We start from the raw sequence: 24,951 nt of genomic DNA, 5'->3' as shown, positions 1-24,951 counted from the left end.
TCGATTAGCATTGGAGGCGTGCCTAAAGCCGTAGCTGAAGAACCCGCCATCGAAATCCAGCCCGCCGCCCTGCCCAACCGGCCCCTGTCCGGCGGCCAGGAGATCGTCCGCCCGGACCTCTCCCGGCTGGTCGTCAAGGGTGCGCGCGAACACAACCTGCGCAACGTGGACCTGGACCTGCCACGCGATGCGATGATCGTCTTCACCGGTCTCTCCGGCTCCGGCAAGTCCTCGCTGGCCTTCGACACCATCTTCGCCGAGGGGCAACGCCGCTACGTGGAATCCCTGTCGGCATACGCGCGGCAGTTCCTGGGCCAGGTGGACAAGCCCGACGTCGACTTCATCGAGGGCCTGTCCCCGGCGGTGTCCATCGACCAGAAGTCCACGAGCAAGAACCCGCGCTCCACGGTCGGCACCATCACCGAGATCTACGACTACATGCGCCTGCTCTGGGCCCGCGTGGGGCGCCCGCACTGCCCCGTCTGCGGCGAGCCCGTCACCAAGCAGACCCCCCAGCAGATCGTCGACCAGCTACTCGAACTGCCCGACGGCACCCGCTTCCAGGTCCTGGCCCCGGTGGTCCGCGGCCGCAAGGGCGAATTCGTCGAACTGTTCAAGGAGCTCACCGCCAAGGGCTACTCCCGCGCCCGGGTGGACGACAAGCTCATCCAGCTCAGCGACCCGCCCAAGCTGGGCAAGCAGTTCAAGCACACCATCGAGGTGGTGGTGGACCGCCTGGTCGTCAAGGAGGGCATCAGCCAGCGCCTTACCGACTCGGTGGAAACTGCGCTGGGCCTGGCCGAGGGCCGTGTGCTGGCAGAATTCGTCGACCTTGAGGCGGACGATCCGGACCGCATCCGCGCCTTCTCCGAACACCTCGCCTGCCCGAACGAGCACCCCCTGGCGATCGACGAAATCGAACCGCGGTCGTTTTCGTTCAACAACCCCTTCGGCGCCTGCTCGGTCTGCAGCGGCATCGGCACCCGGCTCGAAGTGGACGAGGAACTCCTGATCCCCAACCCGGAGCTGTCGCTCTCCGAGGGCGCCATCGCTCCCTGGTCGCTGGGCGCCGCCACCACCGAGTACTGGAACCGGCTGCTCGGCGGCCTGGCCAAGGAACTCGGCTTCAAGATGACCACGCCCTGGGAAAAGCTCTCCGCGGAGGCGCGGAAGACCGTGCTGCACGGCAAGGACCACAAGGTCGTGGTGCAGTACCGCAACCGCTTCGGGCGCGAACGCAAGTACAGCACCGGCTTCGAGGGCGTCGTGCAGTACGTGCATCGCAAGCACACGGAGACCGACTCCGATTCCGCGCGGGACCGCTACGAGGAATACATGCGGCAGGTCCCGTGCCCGGCCTGCAACGGTGCCAGGCTGAACCCGGCGTCGCTGTCGGTCCTGATCAACGGCAAGTCCATCGCCGAGGTCGCCGCCCTGCCGATGCGCGAATGCGCCGAGTTCCTGGACAGCCTGGTGCTCACCGGCCGGGAAGCCCAGATCGCGCACCAGGTGCTAAAGGAAATCCAGGCCCGCCTGACCTTCCTGCTCGACGTCGGCCTGGAGTACCTGAACCTGGAACGGCCCTCCGGAACCCTGTCCGGCGGCGAGGCCCAGCGCATCCGGCTCGCCACCCAGATCGGCTCCGGCCTCGTGGGCGTGCTGTACGTCCTCGACGAGCCCTCCATCGGCCTGCACCAGCGCGACAACCGCCGCCTGATCGAGACCCTCACCCGGCTCCGCGACCTGGGCAACACCCTGATCGTCGTCGAGCACGATGAGGACACCATCCACGAAGCCGACTGGGTGGTCGACATTGGACCCGGCGCCGGCGAGCACGGCGGCACGGTGGTCCACTCCGGGTCTTACCAGGACCTGCTGAAGAACACGGAGTCCCTGACCGGCGACTACCTCTCCGGGCGCAAGTCCATCGAGGTGCCGAAGAAGCGCCGCAAGTACGACAAGAAGCGCGAGCTGAAGGTCGTCGGCGCCAAGGAAAACAACCTCCTGAACGTGGACGCGGCGTTCCCGCTGGGGCTCTTCACCGCCGTCACGGGTGTCAGCGGTTCCGGCAAGTCCACCCTGGTCAACGAGATCCTCTATAAGGTCCTCGCCAACAAGCTCAACGGCGCCAAGCAGGTCGCCGGCCGGCACAAGACCGTCCAGGGCCTCGAGCACCTGGACAAGGTGGTGCACGTCGACCAGAGCCCGATCGGCCGGACCCCGCGCTCCAACCCCGCCACCTACACAGGCGTCTTCGACCACATCCGGAAACTCTTCGCGGAGACCACCGAGGCCAAGGTCCGCGGCTACATGCCCGGCCGGTTCTCCTTCAACGTCAAGGGCGGCCGCTGCGAGGCCTGCTCCGGCGACGGCACCCTGAAGATCGAGATGAACTTCCTGCCGGACGTCTACGTGCCCTGCGAGGTCTGCCACGGAGCGCGCTACAACCGCGAAACCCTCGAGGTCCACTACAAGGGCAAGACCATCGCCGACGTGCTGAACATGCCGATCGAGGAGGGCGCCGAATTCTTCGCCGCGTTCTCGCCGATCGCCCGGCACCTGAAGACCCTGGTCGACGTCGGCCTCGGTTACGTCCGGCTGGGCCAGCCCGCCACCACCCTCTCCGGCGGCGAGGCGCAGCGCGTGAAGCTGGCGGCGGAACTGCAGAAGCGGTCCAACGGGCGCAGCATCTACGTCCTGGACGAGCCGACCACCGGCCTGCACTTCGAGGACATCCGCAAGCTCCTCATGGTCCTCCAGGGCCTGGTCGACAAGGGCAACACCGTGATCACCATCGAGCACAACCTCGACGTGATCAAGAGCGCGGACTGGCTCGTCGACCTCGGCCCCGACGGCGGCTCCGGCGGCGGCCGGATCGTGGCCACCGGCACCCCGGAGCAGGTCGCAAAGTCCAAGGAAAGCCACACCGCCGCGTTCCTCGCCGAACTGCTCGGCTGAGGAACCCCGCCGGTGCCCATGCCCCCAGGGATGTATTCCCTGCGGGGCATGGGAGTTTCTGGCATCCGCGGAGTCGTGAGAAACTAGGCCGGTGACGCCAACAACCGTGCCCGCGAACTTCCACCCCGGCGGCACCTCCATCGGTCCGGCCGCGGGGACCACAGCCCTGAATGAGGTGCACATCCTTGGCAATGTTTGACGCGATCCGCTGGACCACCCGCGGGTTGATCTCCTCCACCTGCCGTCCCACCGTGATCGGCCTCGAGAACGTGCCCAAGGAGGGCCCGTTCATCGTCGCGCCGAACCACCTGTCCTTCCTCGACAGTGTGATCGTCCAGGCCCTCATGCCGCGCCCCGTGGCGTTCTTCGCCAAGGCGGAGTACTTCACCACCGGCGGCGCCAAGGGCAAGATGATGAAGTCCTTCTTCGAAGCGGTCGGCTCCATCCCCGTCGAACGCGGTGAGCAGGCCGCCAGCGTGCAGGCCCTGAAGACGCTGCTGGACATCCTCGACGCCGGCAAAGGCGTCGGGATCTACCCCGAGGGCACCCGCTCCCGCGACGGCATCCTCTACCGCGGCCGCACCGGCGTCGGCTGGCTGGCCCTCACCACGGGCGCGCCGGTGATCCCGGTGGGCCTGATCGGCACCGGGAACCTCCAGCCCGCCGACACCAACAAGGTCAAGCCGCAGCACTTCACCATGAAGGTCGGCGAGCCGCTCTACTTCGACAAGACCGGACCGGACCACTCCCTGCCCGCGCGGCGCCAGGTCACCGACCGGATCATGGACGCCATCGCGGAACTGAGCGGGCAGCAGCGCGCCACCACGTACAACCAGAGCAAGAGCGTCGACTAGCCGCTCCGGCCCCCGGTGGCGGGGCTGCGGCCGCCGGGACACCGGCGGATGTCAGGTCCGCCCCGGGAGGCTCAGTAGAATGGGACGGTGGCAAATCCAGCGAGTTACCGTCCGCAGACGGGCGAAATCCCGACCAACCCGGGCGTGTACCGCTTCCGTGACCCGCACGGCCGGGTCATCTACGTGGGCAAGGCCAAGAACCTCCGCTCCCGGCTGAACTCCTACTTCGCCAACCCCGCCGGGCTACTGCCCAAGACCCACGCCATGGTCCACACGGCGAGCAGCGTGGAATGGACCGTGGTCGGCAGCGAACTGGAATCGCTGCAGCTCGAATACACCTGGATCAAGGAATTCAAGCCGCGGTTCAACGTCATGTTCCGCGACGACAAGTCCTACCCCTACCTCGCCGTCACCATGGGGGAGAAGTACCCCCGGGTCCAGGTGCTCCGCGGGGACCGGCGCAAGGGCACCCGGTACTTCGGCCCGTACACCGCCGGTGCCATCCGCGAGACCATGGACACCCTGCTGCGGGTCTTCCCGGTCCGCAGCTGCAGCGCCGGCGTGCTCAAGCGCGCCGAGGCCAGCGGCCGGCCCTGCCTGCTTGGCTACATCGACAAGTGCTCCGCCCCCTGTGTCGGCCGGATCTCCACCGAAGACCACCGGGCCCTGGCCGAGGACTTCTGCGCGTTCATGGGCGGCGAAGCCAAGCGCTTCGTTTCCCGGCTGGAAAAGGACATGGCCGCCGCCGTCGCGGAGCTGGACTACGAGCGCGCGGCCCGTGTCCGCGACGACATCGTGGCCCTGAAGAAGGTGTTCGAACGCAACGCCGTGGTCCTGGCCGAGGACACCGACGCCGACGTGTTCGCACTGCACGAGGACGAACTCGAAGCAGCCGTCCAGGTCTTCCACGTCCGCGGCGGGCGGATCCGCGGCCAGCGCGGCTGGGTGGTGGAAAAGGTCGAGGACACCACCACACCGGACCTCGTCGAGCACCTCCTCCAGCAGGTCTACGGCGAGGAAGGCGAGGTGCAGGGCAGGCTGCCGCGCGAGGTCCTGGTCCCGGAGGAACCGAGCAACGCCGAGGAACTGGCCCAGTGGCTCAGCGGCCTGCGCGGCGCCCGGGTGGACGTCCGGGTCCCGCGCCGCGGCGACAAGGCCACCCTGCTCTCCACGGTGCGGGACAACGCCGAGCATGCGCTCAAACTGCACAAGTCCCGGCGCGCCGGCGACCTGACCATGCGCTCCCAGGCGTTGCAGGAACTGCAGGAAGCCCTGGACCTGCCGGACGCGCTGATGCGGATCGAATGCTTCGACATTTCCCACGTCCAGGGCACCAACGTGGTCGGGTCGATGGTGGTGGTCGAGGACGGGCTGCCCAAGAAGTCCGACTACCGGAAGTTCTCGGTCACCGGCGCGGCCGCCAACGACGACACGGCGGCCATGCACGATGTCCTGACCCGGCGCTTCCGGCACTACCTGGAGGACCAGGCGGCGCAGGCGGCGGCCGCGGCAAAACCCGGGCACCAGGCCGCGCTGGACGCCGCCGCCGAGGCGGTCGTTGCGGACACCACCACACCGGCCCCGCGGGCGAAGTTCGCCTACCCGCCCAACCTCGTCGTCGTCGACGGCGGCAAGCCCCAGGTGAACGCCGCCGCCAAGGCCCTGGTCGAACTCGGCGTCGACGACGTCTACGTCGTCGGGCTGGCCAAACGGCTCGAGGAAGTCTGGCTGCCGGACAGCGACTTCCCAGTCATCCTGCCCCGGGCCTCGGCCGGCCTCTACCTGCTGCAGCGGATCCGCGACGAGGCGCACCGCTTCGCGATCTCCTTCCACCGGCAAAAGCGGGGCAAAGCCATGACGGTCTCGGCGCTGGACAGCGTGCCGGGCCTCGGTGAATCCAAGCGCAAGGCCCTGCTCAACCAGTTCGGGTCGGTCAAGAGCATCAAGGCCGCCAGTGCCGAGGAGCTGACCGCGGCGAAGGGAATCGGTCCCGCCCTCGCGGCCGCGATCGTGCAACATTTCAGCGCCGACGACGGCGCCGCGGCCCCGGCGCTGCCGGCGGTCAACATGACGACCGGCGAAATCCTCGAAACTTAGCTAGCGCCGGCAATCTTAGCTAGGGTTAGGAGCTGAAGTGTGGCGCGCACCGGGAAACTGCCGCGCCGCCCTCGCAGCAGAGCGGACAGCAGAGATGGGGCACGACGCATGACAGAGTCAACGGCAGGATCCGGCATGGAGGCGGACGGGCTGACGCCCGTCAAGCCGGTCGAAGCGGAGCTGCTGGTGGTGACCGGGATGTCCGGCGCCGGGCGCAGCACCGCCTCGGACGCCCTGGAGGACCACGGCTGGTACGTGGTCGACAACCTGCCGCCGCAGATGCTCGGGACGCTCGCGGAGCTCGTCTCGCACGCGCCCGGCTCCATCTCCAAGCTCGCCGTCGTCGTGGACGTCCGCAGCAAGGACCTCTTCGCCGACATCCGCGCCGCGCTGCGCAACCTCGAGGCCAGCGGGGTCATGTTCCGCGTCCTGTTCCTGGACGCCAGCGACGACGTGCTGGTGCGCCGCTTCGAACAGGGCCGCCGGCCGCACCCGCTGCAGGGCGGCGGCAGGATCCTGGACGGCATCGCCACCGAACGCGAACTGCTGCGCGAACTGCGGGAATCCTCGGACATCGTGCTGGATACCTCGCCGCTGAACGTCCACGGCCTCGCCACCGCCATCACCGAGCTGTTCAGCGAGACGGGACCCGTCGCGCTGCGCCTTAACGTGATGAGCTTCGGCTTCAAATACGGCCTGCCCGTGGACGCCAACTTCGTCGCCGACGCGCGCTTCATCCCCAACCCGCACTGGGTGCCGCAGCTGCGCCCGCACACCGGACTGGATGAGGACGTCCGCGACTACGTGCTTGAGGCCAAGGGCGTCAGCAACTTCGTGGAACGCTACGTCCTGGCCCTCGAACCGGTCCTGGACGGCTACCGGCGCGAGAACAAGCACTACGCCACGATCGCCGTGGGCTGCACCGGGGGCAAGCACCGTTCCGTCGCCGTCGCCGTCGAACTCTCGCGGCGCCTGGCGCAGTACCCCCGCGTCACCGTCACCACCACCCACCGGGATCTGGGCCGCGAGTAATGGCGCTCCTGACCGGGCCCCTGCCCCTGGTTCCGGCCGCCAGCGCGGCCTCCGCCGGCCAGCAGGACAAAGGCCCCTCCGTGGTCGCCCTCGGCGGCGGGCACGGCCTCTCCGCTTCGCTGTCCGCGCTGCGGCTGCTCACCTCCGAGCTGACCGCCATCGTCACCGTCGCTGACGACGGCGGCTCCTCCGGGCGGCTGCGCGAGGAGTACGGCGTCCTCCCGCCCGGGGACCTGCGGATGGCGCTCTCGGCCCTCTGCGACGACACCGACTGGGGCCGGACCTGGCGCGATGTCATGCAGCACCGTTTCAAACCCGGCAAGGGCAGCGGCGGCTCGCTTGACGAACACGCCATGGGCAACCTGCTGATCGTCACCCTGTGGGAACTGCTGGGCGACGCCGTCGTCGGACTCCAATGGGCCGGTGCGCTGCTCGGCGCCCGGGGACAGGTCCTGCCGATGTCCACCACCCCGCTCACCATCGAGGGCGAAGCCCGGGTGGCGCGGCCGGACGGCGGGTCCGAGCTGCAGACCGTCCGCGGGCAGGCCCGGTGCGCCGTGGCCGGCCGGTTGGAGGCTGTCCGCCTCCTCCCCGAGGCCGCACCCGCCTGCGTCGAGGCGCTCACCGCCATCGAACTGGCCGACTGGGTGGTCCTCGGCCCCGGGTCCTGGTACACCTCGGTGCTGCCGCACCTGCTGCTGCCCGAGATGCGCGACGCCCTGTGCAAGACCGAGGCGCGGCGGTGCCTGACCATGAACCTCGCCACCGACACCAAGGAAACGCTCGGCATGACCGCCGCGGACCACCTGCGCGTGCTGCGCGACTACGCGCCGGAGTTCACCGTCGACGTCGTGCTGGCCGATCCCGCGTCGGTGCCGGACCGCCGCGACTTCGAGCAGGCCGCCGGGATGCTCGGCGCGGAGGTGGTCTTGGGTAAAGTAGGGGCGTCGAACCGCCGGCCGATCCACGACCCGCTGCGCCTGGCTACGGCGTACCACGACATTTTTGGGAACAGGTAGGGAAGGTGCCATGGCACTGACAGCATCAGTCAAGGAAGAACTTTCGCGGCTGGACATCAAGAAGTCCTCGGTCCGCAAGGCTGAGGTGTCCGCCATGCTCCGGTTCGCGGGCGGGCTGCACATTATCTCCGGCCGGATCGTGATCGAGGCCGAGGTGGACCTCGCCTCGACCGCCCGCCGGCTCCGCGCCGCCATCGCCGAGGTCTACGGCCACCAGAGCGAGATCATCGTCGTCTCCGGCGGCGGGCTGCGCCGCGGCAGCCGCTACGTGGTCCGGGTGGTCCGCGACGGCGAAGCCCTGGCCCGCCAGACCGGCCTGCTGGATTCCCGCGGCCGGCCGGTCCGTGGCCTGCCGTCCGTCGTTGTCAACGGCTCCGCCGCCGACGCCGAGGCCGTCTGGCGCGGCGCGTTCCTGGCTCACGGCTCGCTGACCGAACCGGGCCGCTCCTCCGCCATGGAAGTGACCTGCCCGGGACCGGAGTCCGCTCTGGCCCTGGTCGGGGCCGCGCGGCGGCTCGGCATCCAGGCCAAGGCCCGCGAAGTCAGGGGAGTGGACCGCGTCGTGATCCGCGACGGCGACACCATCGCGGCGCTGCTGACCCGGATGGGCGCCCACGACGCGCTGATGGTCTGGGAAGAGCGGCGGATGCGCAAGGAGGTCCGCGCCACCGCGAACCGGCTGGCCAACTTCGACGACGCCAACCTGCGCCGCTCCGCCCAGGCGGCGGTCGCCGCCGGAGCCCGCGTCGACCGGGCGCTGGAGATCCTCGGCGACGACGTGCCGGACCACCTCAAATACGCCGGCGAGCTGCGTGTGGCGCACAAGCAGGCCAGCCTCGACGAGCTCGGACGGCTCGCCGACCCGGTGATGACCAAGGACGCGATTGCCGGCCGGATCCGCCGCCTGCTGGCGATGGCCGACAAACGCGCGCAGGACCTTGGGATTCCCGGCACGGAGGCAAACGTGACCCCGGAAATGCTCGACGAGTAGCCGCGGCCGGGGGATTAAGGACAGAATCAGAGCCGGGGCGGGAATACCCCGGTGGGGCCGGGAGCTATGCACCCTGGACCCGCAGCCACAGATTTCCGGGTGCCAGCCACCCGGATGCACAATCCGAGAAGTAGCAAAACCGGACGGACAGTCCATGACATTGGAGGATTTTGTGACCGAATACGTACTGCCAGAACTGGACTACGACTACGCGGCGCTGGAGCCGCACATCTCCGCGAAGATCATGGAGCTGCACCACAGCAAGCACCACGCCGCCTATGTGACCGGCGCGAACAACGCCCTGGCCCAGCTGGCCGAGGCGCGCGAGAAGGGCGACTTCGCCAACATCAACCGCCTCTCCAAGGACCTCGCGTTCCACACCGGCGGCCACATCAACCACTCCGTGTTCTGGAAGAACCTCTCCCCGGACGGCGGCGACAAGCCCGAGGGCGAGCTCGCGGCCGCGATCGATGACGCCTTCGGCTCGTTCGACGCCTTCCGTGCGCAGTTCACCGCCGCGGCCATGGGTCTGCAGGGCTCCGGCTGGGGCTTCCTGGCCTACGAGCCGATCGGCGGCAACCTGGTCATCGAACAGCTCTACGACCAGCAGGGCAACGTCGCGCTCGGCACCACCCCGCTGCTGATGCTGGACATGTGGGAGCACGCCTTCTACCTGGACTACGTCAACGTCAAGGCCGACTACGTCAAGGCCTTCTGGAACATCGTGAACTGGGCCGACGTCGCCCGGCGTTTCGACGCCGCCCGGCAGAAAGCCACCGGCCTGATCACGCTCTGACCCGTCCCCGGACGGCGCAGTGCTGTAACAAAGCTCACATTTCGGTCCATTCGGCCCGGATCGTGGACGGCCCGCCCCCGCAGTTGCGGGGGCGGGCCCAGTTAAACGTAAGATGGATCACGGAAGGCGGTTAGCCTTCAGCAACGTGGCTGGTCGCCCTCCGATCTGGTAATCATCTCTGCCCAATGGCGTGCGGGATCTGTTAGTTGGCTTGAACGCCTACTCAACTAATCGTGCTTGATAGAGAGCACCAAGGAGACTGAAAACGTGACGACACGTATTGGTATCAACGGCTTCGGCCGCATCGGCCGCAACTACTTCCGCGCCGCCCTGGCCCAGGGTGCAGACCTCGAGATCGTGGCAGTCAACGACCTCACCAGCCCCGAAGCGCTGGCCCACCTCTTCAAGTACGACTCCGTCGGCGGCCGCCTGGCCGAAACCATCGAGGTCAAGGACGGCAACATCGTCGTCGACGGCAAGACCGTCAAGGTCCTCGCGGAGCGCGACCCGGCCAAGCTGCCCTGGGGCGAGCTCGGCGTCGATATCGTGATCGAATCGACCGGTTTCTTCACCAAGGCCGCCGACGCGCAGAAGCACATCGATGCCGGCGCCAAGAAGGTCCTGATCTCCGCCCCCGCCTCGGACGAGGACATCACGATCGTGATGGGCGTCAACGACGGCCTCTACGACCCGGCCGCGCACAACATCATCTCCAACGCTTCCTGCACCACCAACTGCCTCGGCCCGCTGGCCAAGGTCGTCAACGACGCCTTCGGCATCGAGCGCGGCCTGATGACCACCATCCACGCCTACACGGCCGACCAGAACCTGCAGGACGGCCCGCACAAGGACCTCCGCCGCGCCCGCGCCGCCGCCATCAACATGGTCCCCACCTCCACCGGCGCGGCCAAGGCCATCGGCCTGGTCCTCCCGGAACTCAAGGGCAAGCTGGACGGCTACGCCATCCGCGTCCCGGTCCCGACCGGCTCGGCCACCGACCTCACCGTCACCGTTTCCCGCGAGACCACCGTCGAGGAAGTCAACGCCGCCCTCAAGGCCGCCTCCGAGACCGAGGAACTCAAGGGCCTGCTGACCTACACCGATGAGCCGATCGTCTCCTCGGACATCGTCGGGGACCCGGCGTCGTCCATCTTCGACTCCGGCCTGACCAAGGTCATCGGCAACCAGGTCAAGGTTGTTTCCTGGTACGACAACGAATGGGGCTACTCCAACCGCCTCGTCGACCTTACGGAGCTTGTCGCGTCCAAGCTGGGCTAGGGTAAGACTCATGACATTCCACACCCTCGACGAACTGATCGCTGATGGTGTCCGCGGGCGGTACGTTCTGGTTCGAAGCGACCTGAACGTGCCGCTCGACGGCTCTACAGTCACTGACGACGGCCGCATCAAGGCCTCCCTGCCAGTGCTGTCGAAGCTCACGGACGCCGGTGCCCGCGTGCTGGTCACGGCACACCTGGGCCGCCCCAAGGGCGCCCCGCACGCGAAATACTCGCTGAAGCCCGCCGCGGACCGGCTGGCATCCCTGGCGTCCTTCAAGGTCTCCCTCGCCGACGACACCGTGGGGGAGTCCGCCAAAGCGGCCGCCGCCGCGCTGGCCGACGGTGAGGCGCTGGTCCTCGAGAACGTGCGATTCGACGCCCGGGAGACGTCCAAGGACGACGCCGAGCGCGGCGCCTTCGCCGACGAACTGGTGGCCCTCACCGGCTCCAACGGGGCCTTCGTAGATGACGCCTTCGGCGCCGTGCACCGTAAGCACGCGTCCGTGTACGACGTCGCCACCCGGCTGCCGTCCTACCAGGGCGACCTGGTCCGCACCGAGGTCGAGGTGCTGCGCAAGCTCACCGACGACACCCAGCGGCCCTACGTCGTCGTCCTCGGCGGCTCAAAGGTCTCCGACAAGCTCGCGGTCATCGCGAACCTAATCGGCAAGGCGGACACCATCATGGTCGGCGGCGGCATGCTGTTCACCTTCCTCGCCGCCGCGGGCCACAAGGTCGCCGGCAGCCTGCTCGAAGAGGACCAGATCCCCGCGGTGCAGGACTACCTCAAGCGGGCCGCCGACGCCGGGACCGAGTTCGTGGTTCCCACCGACGTGGTCGTGGCGGAGAAGTTCGGCGCCGAGGCTGCCCACGAAACTGTCTCCGCGGACGCCATCGAGTCCAGCAGCTTCGGCGCCGCAGGCATCGGCCTGGACATCGGCCCGGACTCGGCTGCCGCCTTCGCGGACCGGATCAAGGGCGCCAAGACGGTGTTCTGGAACGGGCCGATGGGCGTCTTCGAGTTCCCCGCCTTCGCGGCCGGCACCCGTGCCGTGGCACAGGCCCTGACCGAAACGGAGGCGTTCACCGTCGTCGGCGGCGGCGACTCCGCGGCTGCAGTCCGGACCCTCGGCTTCGCCGATGACCAGTTCGGACACATTTCCACCGGCGGCGGCGCCAGCCTGGAATACCTGGAGGGCAAGGACCTGCCGGGCCTGAGCGTGCTGGACCGCTAAAACCTCAAGCCGGCACGGTGCCCCGGCGGGCACCGTGCCGGCTTCTTCACCGCAACGACTCTTTTGGAGATCACGTGACAACCTCAACCAACGGCAAGTTCGACCGGAAGCCCTTTATCGCGGGCAACTGGAAGATGAACATGGACCACGTCCAGGGTATCACCCTGCTGCAGAAGCTGGCCTGGACACTGTCCGACGCCAAGCACGACTACAGCCGGGTGGAGGTCGCGGTCTTCCCGCCGTTCACCGACCTCCGCGGCGTGCAGACCCTCGTCCAGGGCGACGAGCTCCAGGTCGCCTACGGCGGGCAGGACCTGTCACAGTTCGACTCCGGCGCCTACACCGGCGACATCTCCGGCCAGTTCCTGGCCAAGCTCGGCTGCCGCTACGTCCTCGTCGGCCACAGCGAACGCCGCACGATCCACCACGAATCCGACGACGTGCTGAACGCCAAGACCAAGGCCGCCTTCCGCCACGGGATCACCCCGGTGCTGTGCGTCGGCGAAGGCCTCGAGGTCCGCCAGGCCGGCACCCACGTCGAGCACACCCTGACCCAGCTCCGCGCCGGCGTCGAAGGCCTTACCGGCGAGCAGGCGGCCGAGCTCGTCGTCGCCTACGAGCCGGTCTGGGCGATCGGCACCGGCGAAGTCGCCGGGCCGGAGGATGCCCAGGAGATGTGCGCAGCGATCCGCGCCGAGCTGTCCACCCTCTTCGACGCCCCGGTCGCGGCCAAGACGCGGCTGCTTTACGGCGGCTCGGTCAAGGCCAACAACGCCGCCTCAATCCTCAAGGAACGCGACGTGGACGGACTCCTCGTCGGCGGTGCCAGCCTGGACGCGGCCGAGTTTGCTAATATTGTCAGGTTCGAGAGCCACCTGCTGGCGGACTAGTCCGGACACAGCTGTGGCCCCCGTATTCCCCTCTTTCGAAAGGCCGTCGTGGACGTTCTTCATGTCATCCTGCAGGTGCTGCTGGGCATCACCAGCCTCCTGCTGACCTTGCTCATCCTGCTCCACAAGGGGCGCGGCGGCGGCGTATCCGACATGTTCGGCGGCGGCATGAGTTCCGGGCTGAGCTCCTCGGGCGTGGCCGAACGGAACCTGAACCGATTCACCGTGATCCTGGGCGTCACCTGGGGCGTCGTGATCATCGCCCTGGGCCTGCTGATGCGCTTCAGCACCGGCGCCGACTCCTAGGCCGACGCGCCGGACCGGCGCAGACAACTTCATATGGGCCTTGCGGCCCTCCCGGCATCGGGAACTCCCGGCGTACGCTGTCGCTGGCAAGAAGCACACCACCGACAGTAGCCAGGAGTTCCCGATGCTGCATTCTGCTTCCGGATTCAGGGGCATCCGTGTTGGAGCCATCGCCGGGGCACCGGCCCGCCACGAGCCGCTCGACGGGAGGGGCGTGGGCCAGCCCAGGGTCTCGGTCACCTACCAGTGTGCCAAGGGGCACCAGACCGTCCTCGTGTTCGCCAAGCTTCCGGAGGAGCAGATCCCGGGGGTGTGGGACTGCCGCCGCTGCGGCGGGGCTGCGACCCGTGATGAGGCCCGGTTCGCGCTGGAGGACGAACCGGCCGAGGGATACAAGAGCCACCTCGAATACGTTAAAGAGCGGCGCTCCAGCCAGGACGCCGAAGACGTGCTGGCCGGAGCGCTGGAAAAGCTACGCGCCCGCCGGGCCCTTCCGAACGAGCTGCTCGGGGACGCGTGAGGCCGCGTCCTCGTCGATCAGCCACAGCGTCCGGTTCCGCCCCCGGGGCCCCGCGGCCGGCACCTGCACAGGGTTAGCCCCGGCGAGGGCCAGGCCCACGGCTCCGGCCTTGTCGTCGCCGGCCACCACCATCCAGACCTCGCTGGCGGTGTTGATCGTCGGCAGCGTCAGGGACAGCCGTGCCGGCGGCGGCTTGGGGGAATTCCTGACCCCGACGACCGTGAGGTCCTTCTCGCGGATGCCTGCCTGCTCGGGGAAGAGCGAGGCCACGTGCGCGTCGGGTCCGACGCCGAGGAGCACAATGTCCAGCCGGGGCAGCCGGCCCGGCTGTTCCGGGCGGTCGTCGGACATGTCGGCGGCGTGCTCCGCCGCGGCGGCCTCGGCCAGGCGGCGGGCGTAGTCCGCCGCCGCTTCCTCCGGGGTGTCGAAGTCATCCGTGGACCCCGGGACGTGTACGCGGGCCGGGTCGACCTCGATGTGCGAGAGCAGTGCCTCGTGCGCCTGGCGGGCGTTGCGGTCCGCGTCGTCGCCGGCGACGAAGCGTTCATCCCCCCACCAGAAGTTCACCTTGGACCAGTCCACCGCCGGGGCAGCGGGGGACTGGGCGACCGCTTTGAGCGATCCGATGCCCATCGAGCCGCCGGTCAGCACAACCGTGGCCTCGCCGTGCCGGTCCTGGATGTCCACGAGCTTGGTGATCAGGCGTGCCGCGATCGCGGCCATCAGGACCGTGGAGTCAGGATGGATGCTTACTCTGGGCTCAGCGCTCACTGGGACGGACACTCCTTAGGTTGGTACGGGGCAGTCCCATAGTAATCACTTCACCGAAGACTTCATCCGGGTCCAGCCGCCGGAGCTCCTCGGCCAGGCAGTCCTTGAGGCTGCGGCGCGGAAGGGAGATCCGCTGCGCGGGCTGGCCCGGCTGGGTCAGTTCGGCGACCGTGAGGCCGGGCCGGTACAGCTGGATGTCACCGCCGGTGCGGGTCAGCCGCACCCGGCGGATGCCGGTGCCGGCCGGGTCCGCGACGATGGTGACCGGGGCGTCCAGCGCCAGGGTCAGCCATGCGGCCAGCAGCATCGTGCTGGGGGAGTCGGAGGCGCCTTCGACGGCGACCGCGGTCACCGGCGAGGAGTCCACCTGGTCGAGCACGGCGGCGAGTTGGATCCGCCAGTTCGTCAGGCGGGTCCAGGCCAGGTCGGTGTCGCCGGCCTTGTAGGTGCTGCGGAGGTTGTCCAGCGACGCGAGCGGATCGGCCTCGTTCGCGGCGTCCGTGATGCGCCGGTGCGCGATCTTGCCGATCGAGGTTTCGCAGGCGTTGCGCGGCGCGCCGTGCGGCCACCACGCCACGATCGGCGCGTCCGGCAGCAGCAGCGCGGCCACCAGGGATTCACTCTCCTCGGCGAGCTCGCCGTAGCCGCGGAGCAGGATGACTTCGGAGGCACCGGCGTCGCCGCCCACCCGGATCTGGGCATCCAGCCGGGTCGGCGCCGAGGCGCCGGCGTCGGCAAGGACGATGATTCGGCAGGGGTGCTCGCGGCTGGCCTCGTTGGCGGCCTCGATGGCCTCCTCTTCCAGACCGGACTTGGTCACCACGACCAGGGTCAGCACGCGGCCCAGGGCGATCACGCCGCCCGCTTCGCGCAGCGCCATGATCTTCTTGGAAATCTTGGAGGTCGTTGTGTCGGGGAGATCTACGATCATGGCCTTCTCCAGGTGCGTCCGTCGCGGGCGAGCAGTTCGGCCGAGGACGGCGGACCCCAGCTGCCGGGGGCGTAGGGTTCCGGCTGCTCGTCCAGGCTGGCCCAGTACTCCTCAAACGGATCGAGGATCTTCCACGACAGCTCCACCTCCTGGTGCCGCGGGAAGAGCGGCGGTTCGCCCAGCAGGACGTCGAGGATGAGCCGTTCGTAGGCCTCCGGGCTGGACTCGGTGAAGGAGTGCCCGTAGCCGAAGTCCATCGTCACGTCACGGACTTCCATTTGCGTGCCGGGAACCTTGGAGCCGAAGCGGATCGTGGCGCCCTCGTCCGGCTGCACCCGGATTACCACGGCGTTCTGGCCGAAGTCGTCCTCGCCGTGGTCGCGGAACAGCAGGTTGGGCGCCCGCTTGAAGACGACGGCGATCTCGGTCACCCGGCGGCCCAGGCGCTTGCCGGCCCGCAGGTAGAACGGCACACCGCTCCAGCGGCGGGTGTTGATGTCCACCCGGATCGCGGCGAACGTCTCGGTGGTGGAGTCGGCTGGGATGCCTTCCTCCTCGAGGTAGCCCACGACTTCCTCGCCGCCCTGCCAGCCGCCGGTGAACTGTCCGCGCGCCGAATGGGTCGAGAGGTCCTCCGGCAGCCGGACGGCGGCCAGGACCTTCTCCTTCTCGGCCCGGAGGTCGTCCGCGTTGAAGGAGATCGGTTCCTCCATGGCGGTCAGGGCCAGCAGCTGCAGCAGGTGGTTCTGGATGACATCGCGGGCCGCGCCCACGCCGTCGTAATAGCCGGCCCGGCCGCCCGTGCCGATGTCCTCGGCCATGGTGATCTGGACGTGGTCGACGTAGTTGGCGTTCCACAGCGGCTCGAACAGCTGGTTGGCAAAGCGCAGTGCCAGGATGTTCTGGACCGTTTCCTTGCCCAGGTAGTGGTCGATCCGGAACACTGCGTCCGGCGGGAAAACCGATTCGACGATGTCGTTGAGCTGCCGCGCGGACTCGAGGTCGTGCCCGAAGGGCTTCTCGATCACGACGCGGCGCCACTTGTCGCCCTCCGCCTGGGCCAGCCCGTGCTTGGAGAGCTGCCGGCAGACCAGTTCGAACGCCTTCGGCGGGATTGACAGATAGAAGGCGTGGTTTCCCCGGGTCCCGCGCTGTTCATCGAGCTCGTCGATCGTGTCGCTGAGCCGCTCGAACGCGTCGTCGTCGTCAAATTCGCCCTGGACGAAGCGGATTCCTTCGGAGAGCTGCTCCCAGACCGTTTCGTCGAAGGGGGTGCGGGCGTAGTTCTTGACCGCTTCCTTCACCTCGGCGGCGAAGTCCTCGTTCTCCCACTGGCGCCGGGCGAACCCGACCAGGGCGAAGCTCGGCGGCAGGAGCCCGCGGTTGGCCAGGTCGTAGACGGCCGGCATGAGCTTCTTCCGGGCAAGGTCGCCGGTGACGCCGAAGAGGACAAGGGAGGACGGGCCGGCGATGCGGTTGAGCCGCCGGTCCCGCGGGTCGCGGAGCGGATTGCGCCCACGGCCCGCCGTCGGACGGGCGCCGTTTTGCGAAAATGGCATGGTGGTGGTGGTGCCTTAGCTTTCGGTAGAGGTTGCCGGCCGGGCGGCAGTGCCGGCCAGCGTGGAGACGAGCTGCTGCAGCTGGCTGACGCCGGCGGCCCGGTCCGTCAGGTGGAGCCGCAGCACGGGGCGGCCGTGGTCGCCGAGTACCTGCGCGTCGCCGGCGGCCTGCGCGGAGATCAGCTCGCCGAAGGTGAACGGACGGCCGGGGATGCCAAGGTCGGTGGCGGACGCCGCGGTGACCTGCAGGAACACCCCGATGGCCGGGCCGCCCTTGTGGAACTGCCCGGTGGAGTGCAGGAAGCGCGGGCCCCAGCCGAAGGTCACCGGACGGCCGCTGAGGGCGGCCAGCTCGTCGCGGATGCCCTCCAGCGGGGCGTAGTTGAGCCGGTCGAAGTAGGCCTGGACGCTGAGGTAGCCGTCCGTGCCGAGCTGGCCGAGCAGTGCGCTGACGGCGTCGGCTGCGGTGGACGCGCCGCCCAGCCAGTCGCCGCCGCGGACCTCAATGGCGCCGTCGGTAAAGTTGGCGGGCGTCGGTTCCGGCTGGGCGTCCAGCAGGCCGCGGGCGGCGACCTTGGCCGCTTCGACGTCGGGCTGGTCGAACGGGTTGATGCCGAGCAGCCGGCCGGCGACGGCGGTGGCGAACTCCCAGGCCATCATCTGCGCGGCGAGGCCGCCGGCGATGGCCGCTTCGTTGGCGCCGAGCTCGACGTCGGCGTCGGCCGCCACGAGGCGGACGACGAGCACGTCGTCGGCCCCGGAGCTGACCTCCGGGGCGTTGACGCCGGCGACCACGGGCAGCACGCCCGTGCCCAGTTTGCCGGTGGATTCGGCGATCAGCTGTTCGGCCCAGTCCGCGAACCCGGCGAACCCGGAGCCGTCCTCGGCGATCACGATCTTGTTCCGCAGCGGGTTGGTGCCGCCCAGGGCCGCGCCGAGGGCGAGGCCGATGTTGTCCTCGCTGTCGTCATTGAGGATCTCGGCGGCCTCTTCGGCCTCGTCCAGGAAGGCCTGGATGTCGACGCCGGCCAGCCCGCACGGCACCAGGCCGAACGCGGTCAGCGCCGAGTAGCGCCCGCCGACGTTGGGGTCGGCGTTGAACACGGCCCGGTACCCCGCCTCGCGTGCGGCGGCATCGAGCGGTGACCCGGGGTCGGTGACGATGATGATCCGGCTCTTGGCGTCGAGACCGGCCTCGGAGAACGCGTGCTCGAACACGCGCCGCTGCGAGTCGGTCTCCAGGGTGGATCCGGACTTCGAGGACACCACGATCGCCGTCTCTGCCAGCCGGTCGGCGAGGGCGCCGGCGACCTGTTCCGGGTCGGTGCTGTCGAGGACCGTCAGCTCGACGCCGGCGGTTCCGGCGATGACCTCGGGGGCCAGCGAGGAACCGCCCATGCCGCACAGCACGATCCGGGTGACACCCTCGGCGCGGAGGGCGTCACGGAGCGAGAGGATGTCTGCGACCAGCGGCTGGGACACGGTGGCTGCTTCCACCCAGCCGAGCCGCGCCGCGGATTCGCCCTCGGCGTCGGGACCCCACAGGGTGGCGTCCTTGGCGAAGATCCGGGTGGCGACCCGGTCCTCCAGGAGTGCGGGCAGGTGCTGTTCGTGGGCCTGGCGGGCGGCGCCCGTGGCGTCGTAGCTGAGAGTGGTCATGAGGAGGCTATGCGTCCTTCCGTGCAGCGGCGAGGGCGCCCTCGACGTCGGCCAGCAGTTCCTTCCAGCTTGCCACAAACTTGTCGAGGCCTTCGGACTCGAGCACGGCGACAACCTCGTTGTAGGAAATGCCGAGCGCATCGAGCGCGTTGAGCGTCGCGTTCGCGTCGTCGTAACCGCGGGTGATCGTGTCGCCGGTGATGGCGCCGTGGTCGTAGGTGGCGTCGAGGGTCTTCTCCGGCATGGTGTTCACGACGCCGGGGGCGACCAGTTCGGTGACGTACAGGGTGTCCGGGTAGGCCGGGTCCTTGACGCCGGTGGAGGCCCACAGCGGCCGCTGCGGGCGGGCGCCGGCTTCGGCGAGCAGGGCCCAGCGTTCGGTGGAGAACAGCTCCTCGTAGACCTGGTAGGCCAGCCGGGCGTTGGCCAGGCCTGCCTTGCCCTTGAGGGCCTTGGCTTCGTCGGTGCCGATCGCGTCGAGGCGCTTGTCGATTTCGGTGTCCACGCGGGAGACGAAGAAGGACGCCACGGAGTGGATCTTGGAGAGGTCGTGGCCGTTTTCCTTGGCCTGTTCGATGCCGCTCTGGAAGGCGTTGATGACGGCGCGGTAGCGTTCCAGGGAGAAGATCAGGGTGACGTTGACGCTGATCCCGCTGGCCAGGGTCGCGGTGATGGCTTCGAGGCCTTCGAGCGTGGCGGGGATCTTGATCAGGACGTTGTCCTTGTTGACCTGGCCGTAGAGCTCCTTGGCCTCGGCGATCGTACCGGCGGTGTCCCACGCCAGCCTCGGGTCCACCTCGATCGAGACGCGGCCGTCGACGCCGTTGGAGGCGGCGGCGACCGGGGCGAACAGCTCGCAGGCGTCGGCGACGTCGGAGGTGGTGATCGCGAAGACCGTCTCCTCGACGCTGGCGCCGGCGGCGGCCTTCTCCTTGATCGTGGCGTCGTAGTCGGTGCCGGTGGTGATGGCGGCGTGGAAGATGCTCGGGTTGGTGGTGACCCCGACGACGTTCTTCTCTTCGATCAGTTTGCGCAGCGTGCCGGTGGCGAGGCGGCCGCGCGAAAGGTCATCGAGCCAGATGGAGACGCCGGCGTCGGACAACTGCTGCGTGGGGGTGCTGTTCATAGCTAACTCCTGAAGTCTGGGGCCGCCGCCCCGTGGGGCGGCGGCCGGGTGGCGTGAGGTGGTGCTCAGGCGGTGAGGCCGGCGAGGGATTCCTTCGCGGCGGCCGTGACGGCTTCGGCGGTGATGCCGAATTCCTGGAAGAGGCGCTTGTAGTCAGCGGACGCGCCGAAGTGTTCGAGGCTGATCGAGCGGCCGGCGTCGCCGACGAACTCCTTCCAGCCCAGGGCGAGCCCGGCTTCGACCGAGACGCGGGCCTTGACGGAGGCGGGGAGCACGGCGTCGCGGTAGGCGGCGTCCTGCCTGGTGAACCATTCCACACACGGCATGGAGACCACCCGGGTCGGGATGCCTTCGGCCTGGAGGGCCTCGCGGGCCTGGACGGCGAGCTGGACCTCGGAGCCGGTGCCGATCAGGATGACCTGCGGTTCGGCGGTTTCGCCGTTGGCCGAGGCTTCGGCCAGGACGTAGCCGCCGCGGGCGACACCGGCGGTCGAGGCGAACGTGTCACCGGTGGCCTCGCCGGTGCCGCGGTCCCAGGTCGGGATGTTCTGCCGGGTCAGGACGATCCCGGCCGGGTTGGCGTGGTTCTCCAGCATGGCCTTCCACGCCGCGGCGACCTCGTTCGCGTCGCCGGGACGGACCACGTCCAGGCCCGGGATGGCCCGGAGCGAGGCGAGCTGCTCGACCGGCTGGTGGGTCGGGCCGTCCTCGCCGAGGCCGATCGAGTCGTGCGTCCAGACGTACAGGGACGGCACGCCCATCAGGGCGCCGAGCCGGATCGCGGGGCGCTGGTAGTCGGAGAAGATCAGGAACGTGCCCGAGAACGCCCGGGTCGGGCCGGCCAGGGTGATGCCGTTGACGATCGAGGCGGCGGCGTGCTCGCGGATCCCGAAGTGCAGGACCCGGCCGTAGGGGTTGCCCTTCCACGCCTCGGTCTGCCGGGACGCGGGGATGAAGGACGGCGAGCCTTCGATCGTGGTGTTGTTCGACTCGGCCAGGTCCGCGGAGCCGCCCCAGAGTTCGGGCAGGACCGGGCCGAGGGCGTTGAGGACCTTCCCGGATGCGGCGCGGGTTGAGACGTCCTTGCCGGCTTCGAAGACCGGCAGGGCGTCCTCGATGCCGGCCGGCAGTTGCCGGGATTCGATCCGCTCGAGCAGGGCCGCGTCCTCGGGGTGGGCTGCCTGCCACGCGGCGAAGGACTCCTCCCACACCTTCCGGGCGTGCCCGCCCCGGGCCTGGGCCTCACGGGTGTGGGCCAGGACCTCGTCCTCGACCTGGAAGGACCGCTCCGGGTCAAAGCCCAGGACTTCCTTCAGGGCCGCGACTTCCTCCGCGCCCAGGGCCGAACCGTGGATCTTGCCGGTGTTCTGCTTCTTCGGCGCCGGCCACCCGATGATGGTCCGCAGCGAGATGATCGAGGGCCTGCCCGTTTCGGCCTTCGCGGCGAGCAGCGCTTCGTGCAGGGCGGCGACGTCCTCGACGTACTCGCCGGTCGCGGTCCAGTCGACCCGCTGGGTGTGCCAGCCGTAGGCCTCGTACCGGCCCAGGACATCTTCGGTGAACGCCACGTCGGTGTCGTCCTCGATGCTGATGTGGTTCTCGTCGTAGATCACGACGAGGTTGCCCAGTTCCTGGTGCCCGGCGAGCGAGGACGCCTCGCCCGTGACGCCTTCCTGCAGGTCGCCGTCGGAGGCGATCACCCACACGGTGTGGTCGAACGGGGATTCCCCGGCCGGGGCGTCGGCGTCGAACAGGCCCCGCATCCGGCGCTGGGAGTACGCGAAACCGACCGCGGACGCCAGGCCCTGGCCCAGCGGCCCGGTCGTGATCTCCACCCCGGCGGTGTGCTTGTACTCCGGGTGGCCCGGGGTCAGGGAACCCCAGGTGCGCAGCGCCTCAAGGTCCTTCAACTCGAGCCCGTAACCGGAGAGGAAGAGCTGGATGTACAGGGTCAGCGAGGTGTGGCCCGGGGAGAGGATGAACCGGTCGCGGCCCAGCCAGTCCGGGGACGCCGGATCATGCCGCATGACCTTCTGGAACAACAGGTACGCCGCCGGCGCCAGGCTCATCGCCGTCCCCGGGTGGCCATTGCCGACCTTCTCCACCGCGTCCGCCGCCAACACCCTCACGGTATCGACCGCACGCCGGTCCAGATCAGTCCAAGACAGTTCTTGCTCTTCCAAATGTGGCACGAAAACCGGGCCCCTCTCTGTGCTGACGGCCGGAGGTACGGGACGCAGCCCTTGGCGTGTTGCCTTGGGGCGGCTCCGCCGGAGCACAGGAAGGTGCCCGCTGCGGTTCGTACCAGCCGTTCACCATCGAAACGTTGATCTATCACTAGTCGCATGCGCAGAGGCAGGGAGCGCCGTTGGGGCGGCCGCCCGTGCGTGCCGATCTGTGACCCAGCTTAGCCCCATTCCACCTGCCGGGCAGTGAACATCTCACGCTGTGGACCGCTTTTTGTCTTATGTGAATCACCGCGGGCCGGGCGGCAGAGAGTCCGCGTTGGTGCGGTCGAACGGGCCGGGCCGGCCGGGAACCGGCGCCGGTGCCGCCACGGTATGATGGTGGGTGGCTACCAACGGGGGCGGGGACATGCCTGTGCGCTGTGCGCGGACCCCCTTGCGGCCGCGGTGCAACGGACCTGTCCGCGCCGCGGCGACCAGCCGGCCAGACCAGCCAGACAGAACAGAGTGACTGCCACCGTGAGCACAACAGATACGCCGCTTAATGCCTCCCAGGCCCCTGGCCGGATCGGCTTCGCCCGCAAGGCCAAGGCCTATCTGGCGCTCACGAAACCCCGGGTGATCGAGCTGCTGCTGGTCAGCACCCTGCCGACCATGATCTATGCCGAGCGCGGCTTCCCGTCGCTGGGCCTGATCCTTGCCACCCTGGTCGGCGGCGCCTTTGCCGCCGGCAGCGCCGGCTCCTTCAACTGCTACATCGACCGGGACATCGACAAGCTGATGCACCGGACCGAGAACCGTCCGCTTGTCACGGGCGAGGTGACACCGAGGGAAGCATTGGTCTTCTCCTGGCTGCTCGGTGCGGCCGCCATCGTGATCCTCTGGTTCGGCGCGAACCCGCTCTCGGCCTGGCTGGGCCTGGGAGCCATTGTCTTCTACGTCGTCATCTACACGATGATCCTCAAGCGCCGCACCGCCCAGAACATCGTCTGGGGCGGCGCCGCGGGCTGCTTCCCGGTGCTGATCGCCTGGGCGGCCGTGACCAATACGGTGGAATGGCCTGCCTTCGTCCTGTTCATGGTGATCTTCCTCTGGACGCCGCCGCACTACTGGCCGCTGTCCATGCGCTACGGCGAGGATTACCGGAACGCCAACGTGCCGATGCTCGGAGCGATCGCCGGCGCCAAGGTCGTCTCCGTCCAGGTGGTCCTGTACGCCTGGGCCATGGTCGCCTGCTCGCTGCTGCTGATTCCGGTCGGCGGCGCCGGCTGGGTCTACACGGTCACCGCCGTCGCCGCGGGTGCCTGGTTCCTGTATGAGTCGCATGCCCTGTACAACCGGGCGCAGGGCGGGGACGTGTCCAACAAGGGCGCCATGAAGGTCTTCCACGGCTCCATCAGCTACCTGACGCTGCTGTTCCTGGCGCTCGCCGTCGACCCGTTCGTCGGGTCCGCGATCGTCGGCGGCTAGGCAGCCCGCACACGCAAACACAAACGGGGCCCCGCCCCGCCGGTCCGGCATCGAGCGGACGGGCGGGACGGGGCCCCGTGGTGTTGGCGGCCTGTTACTGCCGGGGGCTGCTGTGTGCGGCGTCGGCGGCGTTGGTGGCGGAGCGAAAACCCTTAAGCAGGCGATCGGCCCGGGGGAAGTGCGACGCCGGCTCGCCGGGGGCACATTGGCGCGGACACGCCGTAAACCCGGCCGCCGTCGGAAATGGCAGCCAAAGTGCCCCCGGACGGCGGGGCTCCTCCGAGCCGGCGGCTGAGGAAGGCAGCCTGCGGTTGGGGGCTAGTTCTTCACCGGACTGCTGTGTGCGACGTCGGCGGCGTTGGTGGCGGCGCTCATCAGCAGGGCCGCGCCGAGCATGTGGGCGCCGACCAGCAGGGCCGGGATGCCGTTGTAGTACTGCGTGAAACCAATAACGGCCTGCAGCACGGTGACGCCCAGCAGCAGGAAAACGGCAGTGCGGAAGGGGCCCTGGATACGGCCGCGGACCACCAGAAACACGCCGAACAGCGCGCCCGCGGTCACCAGGTAGGCCGGGACGGCGTGGATGTGTGAGAACAGGTCCCAGTCCAGGTTGTTGCGCGGCGCGTCCGCGTCACCGGCGTGCGGGCCCGCGCCGGTGACCACGACGCCGAGGCACACGGCGACGGCGGCCATCAGCGCCGTGGCGGTCAGCACCGGGCGCGCCGCGCCGGGCAGTGCAGCCAGGTCCCTGGTCCGGGCCCGGCCGGTCCGGCCGTAGGCACGGTTGACCAGCAGGGTGGCCAGCACCACGAGCGCCATGGAAACCAGGAAGTGCAGCCCCACCACCCACGGGTTGAGCTGGGTGAGTACGGTGACGCCGCCGATCACGGCCTGCGCCGGGATGCTCGCCAGCAGGCCCAGCGCCAGGCCGAAGAGGTCGCGCCGTTCCTTGCGCAGGTTCCACAGGAACACGAGCATGGCGACGGCGACGGCGGCCAGGGCGAAGGTCAGCGTCCGGTTGCCGAACTCGATGATGCCGTGGATGCCCATTTCGGGGGTGTTCACCAGCGAGCTGTCCGTGCAGCGGGGCCAGGTGGGGCAGCCCAGTCCGGAAGCGGTGAGGCGGACGGCGCCGCCGGTGACCACCAGCACGGTCTGGCCGATGAGGGACAGCACGGCCAGCCGGCGCACCGTCTTGTCGACGGTGACGGGCAGCCGGGAGGACACCCGGGATACGAGCCGGGAAGGGCGGGAGGCCGTACTCACAGTTT

General features: G+C 69.0%; 20 protein-coding genes. 13 read left to right on the top strand and 7 right to left on the bottom strand.

Annotated features, from left to right (window positions below; genetic code table 11):
• Positions 1 to 18 precede the first annotated feature (18 nt).
• The 12 genes from uvrA to ASG71_RS12125 all read left to right on the top strand — a co-directional run bounded on the left by uvrA (position 19) and on the right by ASG71_RS12125 (position 13,978).
• Positions 19 to 2,958, top strand: coding sequence for an excinuclease ABC subunit UvrA (uvrA, locus tag ASG71_RS12180; RefSeq protein ID WP_056739555.1), 2,940 nt, complete (start codon positions 19 to 21; stop codon positions 2,956 to 2,958).
• A gap of 185 nt (positions 2,959 to 3,143) precedes the next feature.
• Positions 3,144 to 3,812: a lysophospholipid acyltransferase family protein gene (locus ASG71_RS12175; protein WP_056739553.1), complete on the top strand. Its 669-nt coding sequence runs from the start codon at positions 3,144 to 3,146 to the stop codon at positions 3,810 to 3,812.
• Between the two features lie 87 nt (positions 3,813 to 3,899).
• Entirely contained in the window at positions 3,900 to 5,909 is a 2,010-nt protein-coding gene (gene uvrC, locus ASG71_RS12170; protein WP_056739551.1) for an excinuclease ABC subunit UvrC, read from the top strand.
• A 108-nt stretch (positions 5,910 to 6,017) separates the two neighbouring features.
• The gene (gene rapZ / locus ASG71_RS12165; RefSeq protein WP_056739549.1) at positions 6,018 to 6,941 is read left to right on the top strand and encodes an RNase adapter RapZ; all 924 of its coding nucleotides are present in this window, start codon (positions 6,018 to 6,020) and stop codon (positions 6,939 to 6,941) included.
• Positions 6,941 to 7,960 carry a gluconeogenesis factor YvcK family protein gene (locus ASG71_RS12160; RefSeq protein WP_056739547.1) on the top strand — a complete coding sequence of 340 codons (1,020 nt, stop codon included), beginning with the start codon at positions 6,941 to 6,943 and terminating at the stop codon, positions 7,958 to 7,960. Before rapZ ends, ASG71_RS12160 begins: the two co-directional genes overlap by 1 nt.
• Positions 7,961 to 7,970: 10 nt before the next feature.
• Entirely contained in the window at positions 7,971 to 8,951 is a 981-nt protein-coding gene (gene whiA / locus ASG71_RS12155) for a DNA-binding protein WhiA (RefSeq protein WP_056739545.1), read from the top strand.
• A gap of 172 nt (positions 8,952 to 9,123) precedes the next feature.
• On the top strand, positions 9,124 to 9,747 hold the full coding sequence (locus ASG71_RS12150) for a superoxide dismutase (RefSeq protein WP_056739543.1): 624 nt from the start codon (positions 9,124 to 9,126) through the stop codon (positions 9,745 to 9,747).
• Positions 9,748 to 10,014: 267 nt separating this feature from the next.
• A complete protein-coding gene (gene gap, locus ASG71_RS12145) occupies positions 10,015 to 11,025 on the top strand; it encodes a type I glyceraldehyde-3-phosphate dehydrogenase (RefSeq protein WP_056739541.1) in 1,011 nt (336 codons plus the stop codon).
• A 10-nt stretch (positions 11,026 to 11,035) separates the two neighbouring features.
• Positions 11,036 to 12,262, top strand: coding sequence for a phosphoglycerate kinase (locus tag ASG71_RS12140; RefSeq protein WP_056739540.1), 1,227 nt, complete (start codon positions 11,036 to 11,038; stop codon positions 12,260 to 12,262).
• Between the two features lie 74 nt (positions 12,263 to 12,336).
• Positions 12,337 to 13,152 carry a triose-phosphate isomerase gene (tpiA, locus tag ASG71_RS12135; protein WP_056739538.1) on the top strand — a complete coding sequence of 272 codons (816 nt, stop codon included), beginning with the start codon at positions 12,337 to 12,339 and terminating at the stop codon, positions 13,150 to 13,152.
• A gap of 48 nt (positions 13,153 to 13,200) precedes the next feature.
• Positions 13,201 to 13,458, top strand: coding sequence for a preprotein translocase subunit SecG (gene secG / locus ASG71_RS12130; protein WP_056739536.1), 258 nt, complete (start codon positions 13,201 to 13,203; stop codon positions 13,456 to 13,458).
• A 124-nt stretch (positions 13,459 to 13,582) separates the two neighbouring features.
• Positions 13,583 to 13,978 carry an RNA polymerase-binding protein RbpA gene (locus ASG71_RS12125; protein ID WP_056739534.1) on the top strand — a complete coding sequence of 132 codons (396 nt, stop codon included), beginning with the start codon at positions 13,583 to 13,585 and terminating at the stop codon, positions 13,976 to 13,978.
• On the opposite strand, the gene pgl is transcribed toward ASG71_RS12125, so the two are convergent.
• From pgl to tkt, 6 genes are all read right to left on the bottom strand, one after another.
• Complete coding sequence (gene pgl / locus ASG71_RS12120) at positions 13,931 to 14,749, bottom strand: 6-phosphogluconolactonase (protein ID WP_056739532.1); 819 nt, start codon at positions 14,747 to 14,749, stop codon at positions 13,931 to 13,933. The genes ASG71_RS12125 and pgl overlap by 48 nt on opposite strands.
• On the bottom strand, positions 14,739 to 15,680 hold the full coding sequence (locus tag ASG71_RS12115; RefSeq protein WP_056739531.1) for a glucose-6-phosphate dehydrogenase assembly protein OpcA: 942 nt from the start codon (positions 15,678 to 15,680) through the stop codon (positions 14,739 to 14,741). Before ASG71_RS12115 ends, pgl begins: the two co-directional genes overlap by 11 nt.
• Positions 15,677 to 17,239: a glucose-6-phosphate dehydrogenase gene (gene zwf, locus ASG71_RS12110; RefSeq protein WP_056739529.1), complete on the bottom strand. Its 1,563-nt coding sequence runs from the start codon at positions 17,237 to 17,239 to the stop codon at positions 15,677 to 15,679. The genes ASG71_RS12115 and zwf overlap by 4 nt, the downstream gene beginning before the upstream one ends.
• A 15-nt stretch (positions 17,240 to 17,254) precedes the next feature.
• Positions 17,255 to 18,898, bottom strand: coding sequence for a glucose-6-phosphate isomerase (locus tag ASG71_RS12105; RefSeq protein ID WP_056739527.1), 1,644 nt, complete (start codon positions 18,896 to 18,898; stop codon positions 17,255 to 17,257).
• 7 nt (positions 18,899 to 18,905) lie between these two features.
• Entirely contained in the window at positions 18,906 to 20,024 is a 1,119-nt protein-coding gene (tal, locus tag ASG71_RS12100) for a transaldolase (protein WP_056739524.1), read from the bottom strand.
• 65 nt (positions 20,025 to 20,089) lie between these two features.
• Positions 20,090 to 22,207, bottom strand: a complete 2,118-nt coding sequence (tkt, locus tag ASG71_RS12095) for a transketolase (protein ID WP_056739520.1) — start codon at positions 22,205 to 22,207, stop codon at positions 20,090 to 20,092.
• A 510-nt stretch (positions 22,208 to 22,717) separates the two neighbouring features.
• On the opposite strand from tkt, the gene ASG71_RS12090 reads away from it, so the two are divergent.
• Positions 22,718 to 23,680, top strand: a complete 963-nt coding sequence (locus ASG71_RS12090) for a heme o synthase (RefSeq protein ID WP_056739518.1) — start codon at positions 22,718 to 22,720, stop codon at positions 23,678 to 23,680.
• A gap of 318 nt (positions 23,681 to 23,998) precedes the next feature.
• Here ASG71_RS12090 and ASG71_RS12085 read toward each other — a convergent pair whose 3' ends face one another.
• Complete coding sequence (locus ASG71_RS12085) at positions 23,999 to 24,946, bottom strand: COX15/CtaA family protein (RefSeq protein ID WP_056739516.1); 948 nt, start codon at positions 24,944 to 24,946, stop codon at positions 23,999 to 24,001.
• Between the last annotated feature and the right edge of the window lie 5 nt (positions 24,947 to 24,951).

Source organism: Arthrobacter sp. Soil763 (assembly GCF_001428365.1).
In the GTDB taxonomy this organism is placed as follows: domain Bacteria; phylum Actinomycetota; class Actinomycetes; order Actinomycetales; family Micrococcaceae; genus Arthrobacter.
Note: the sequence above shows the minus strand (reverse complement) of the source record. Positions and strands in the feature narration are given on the sequence as shown.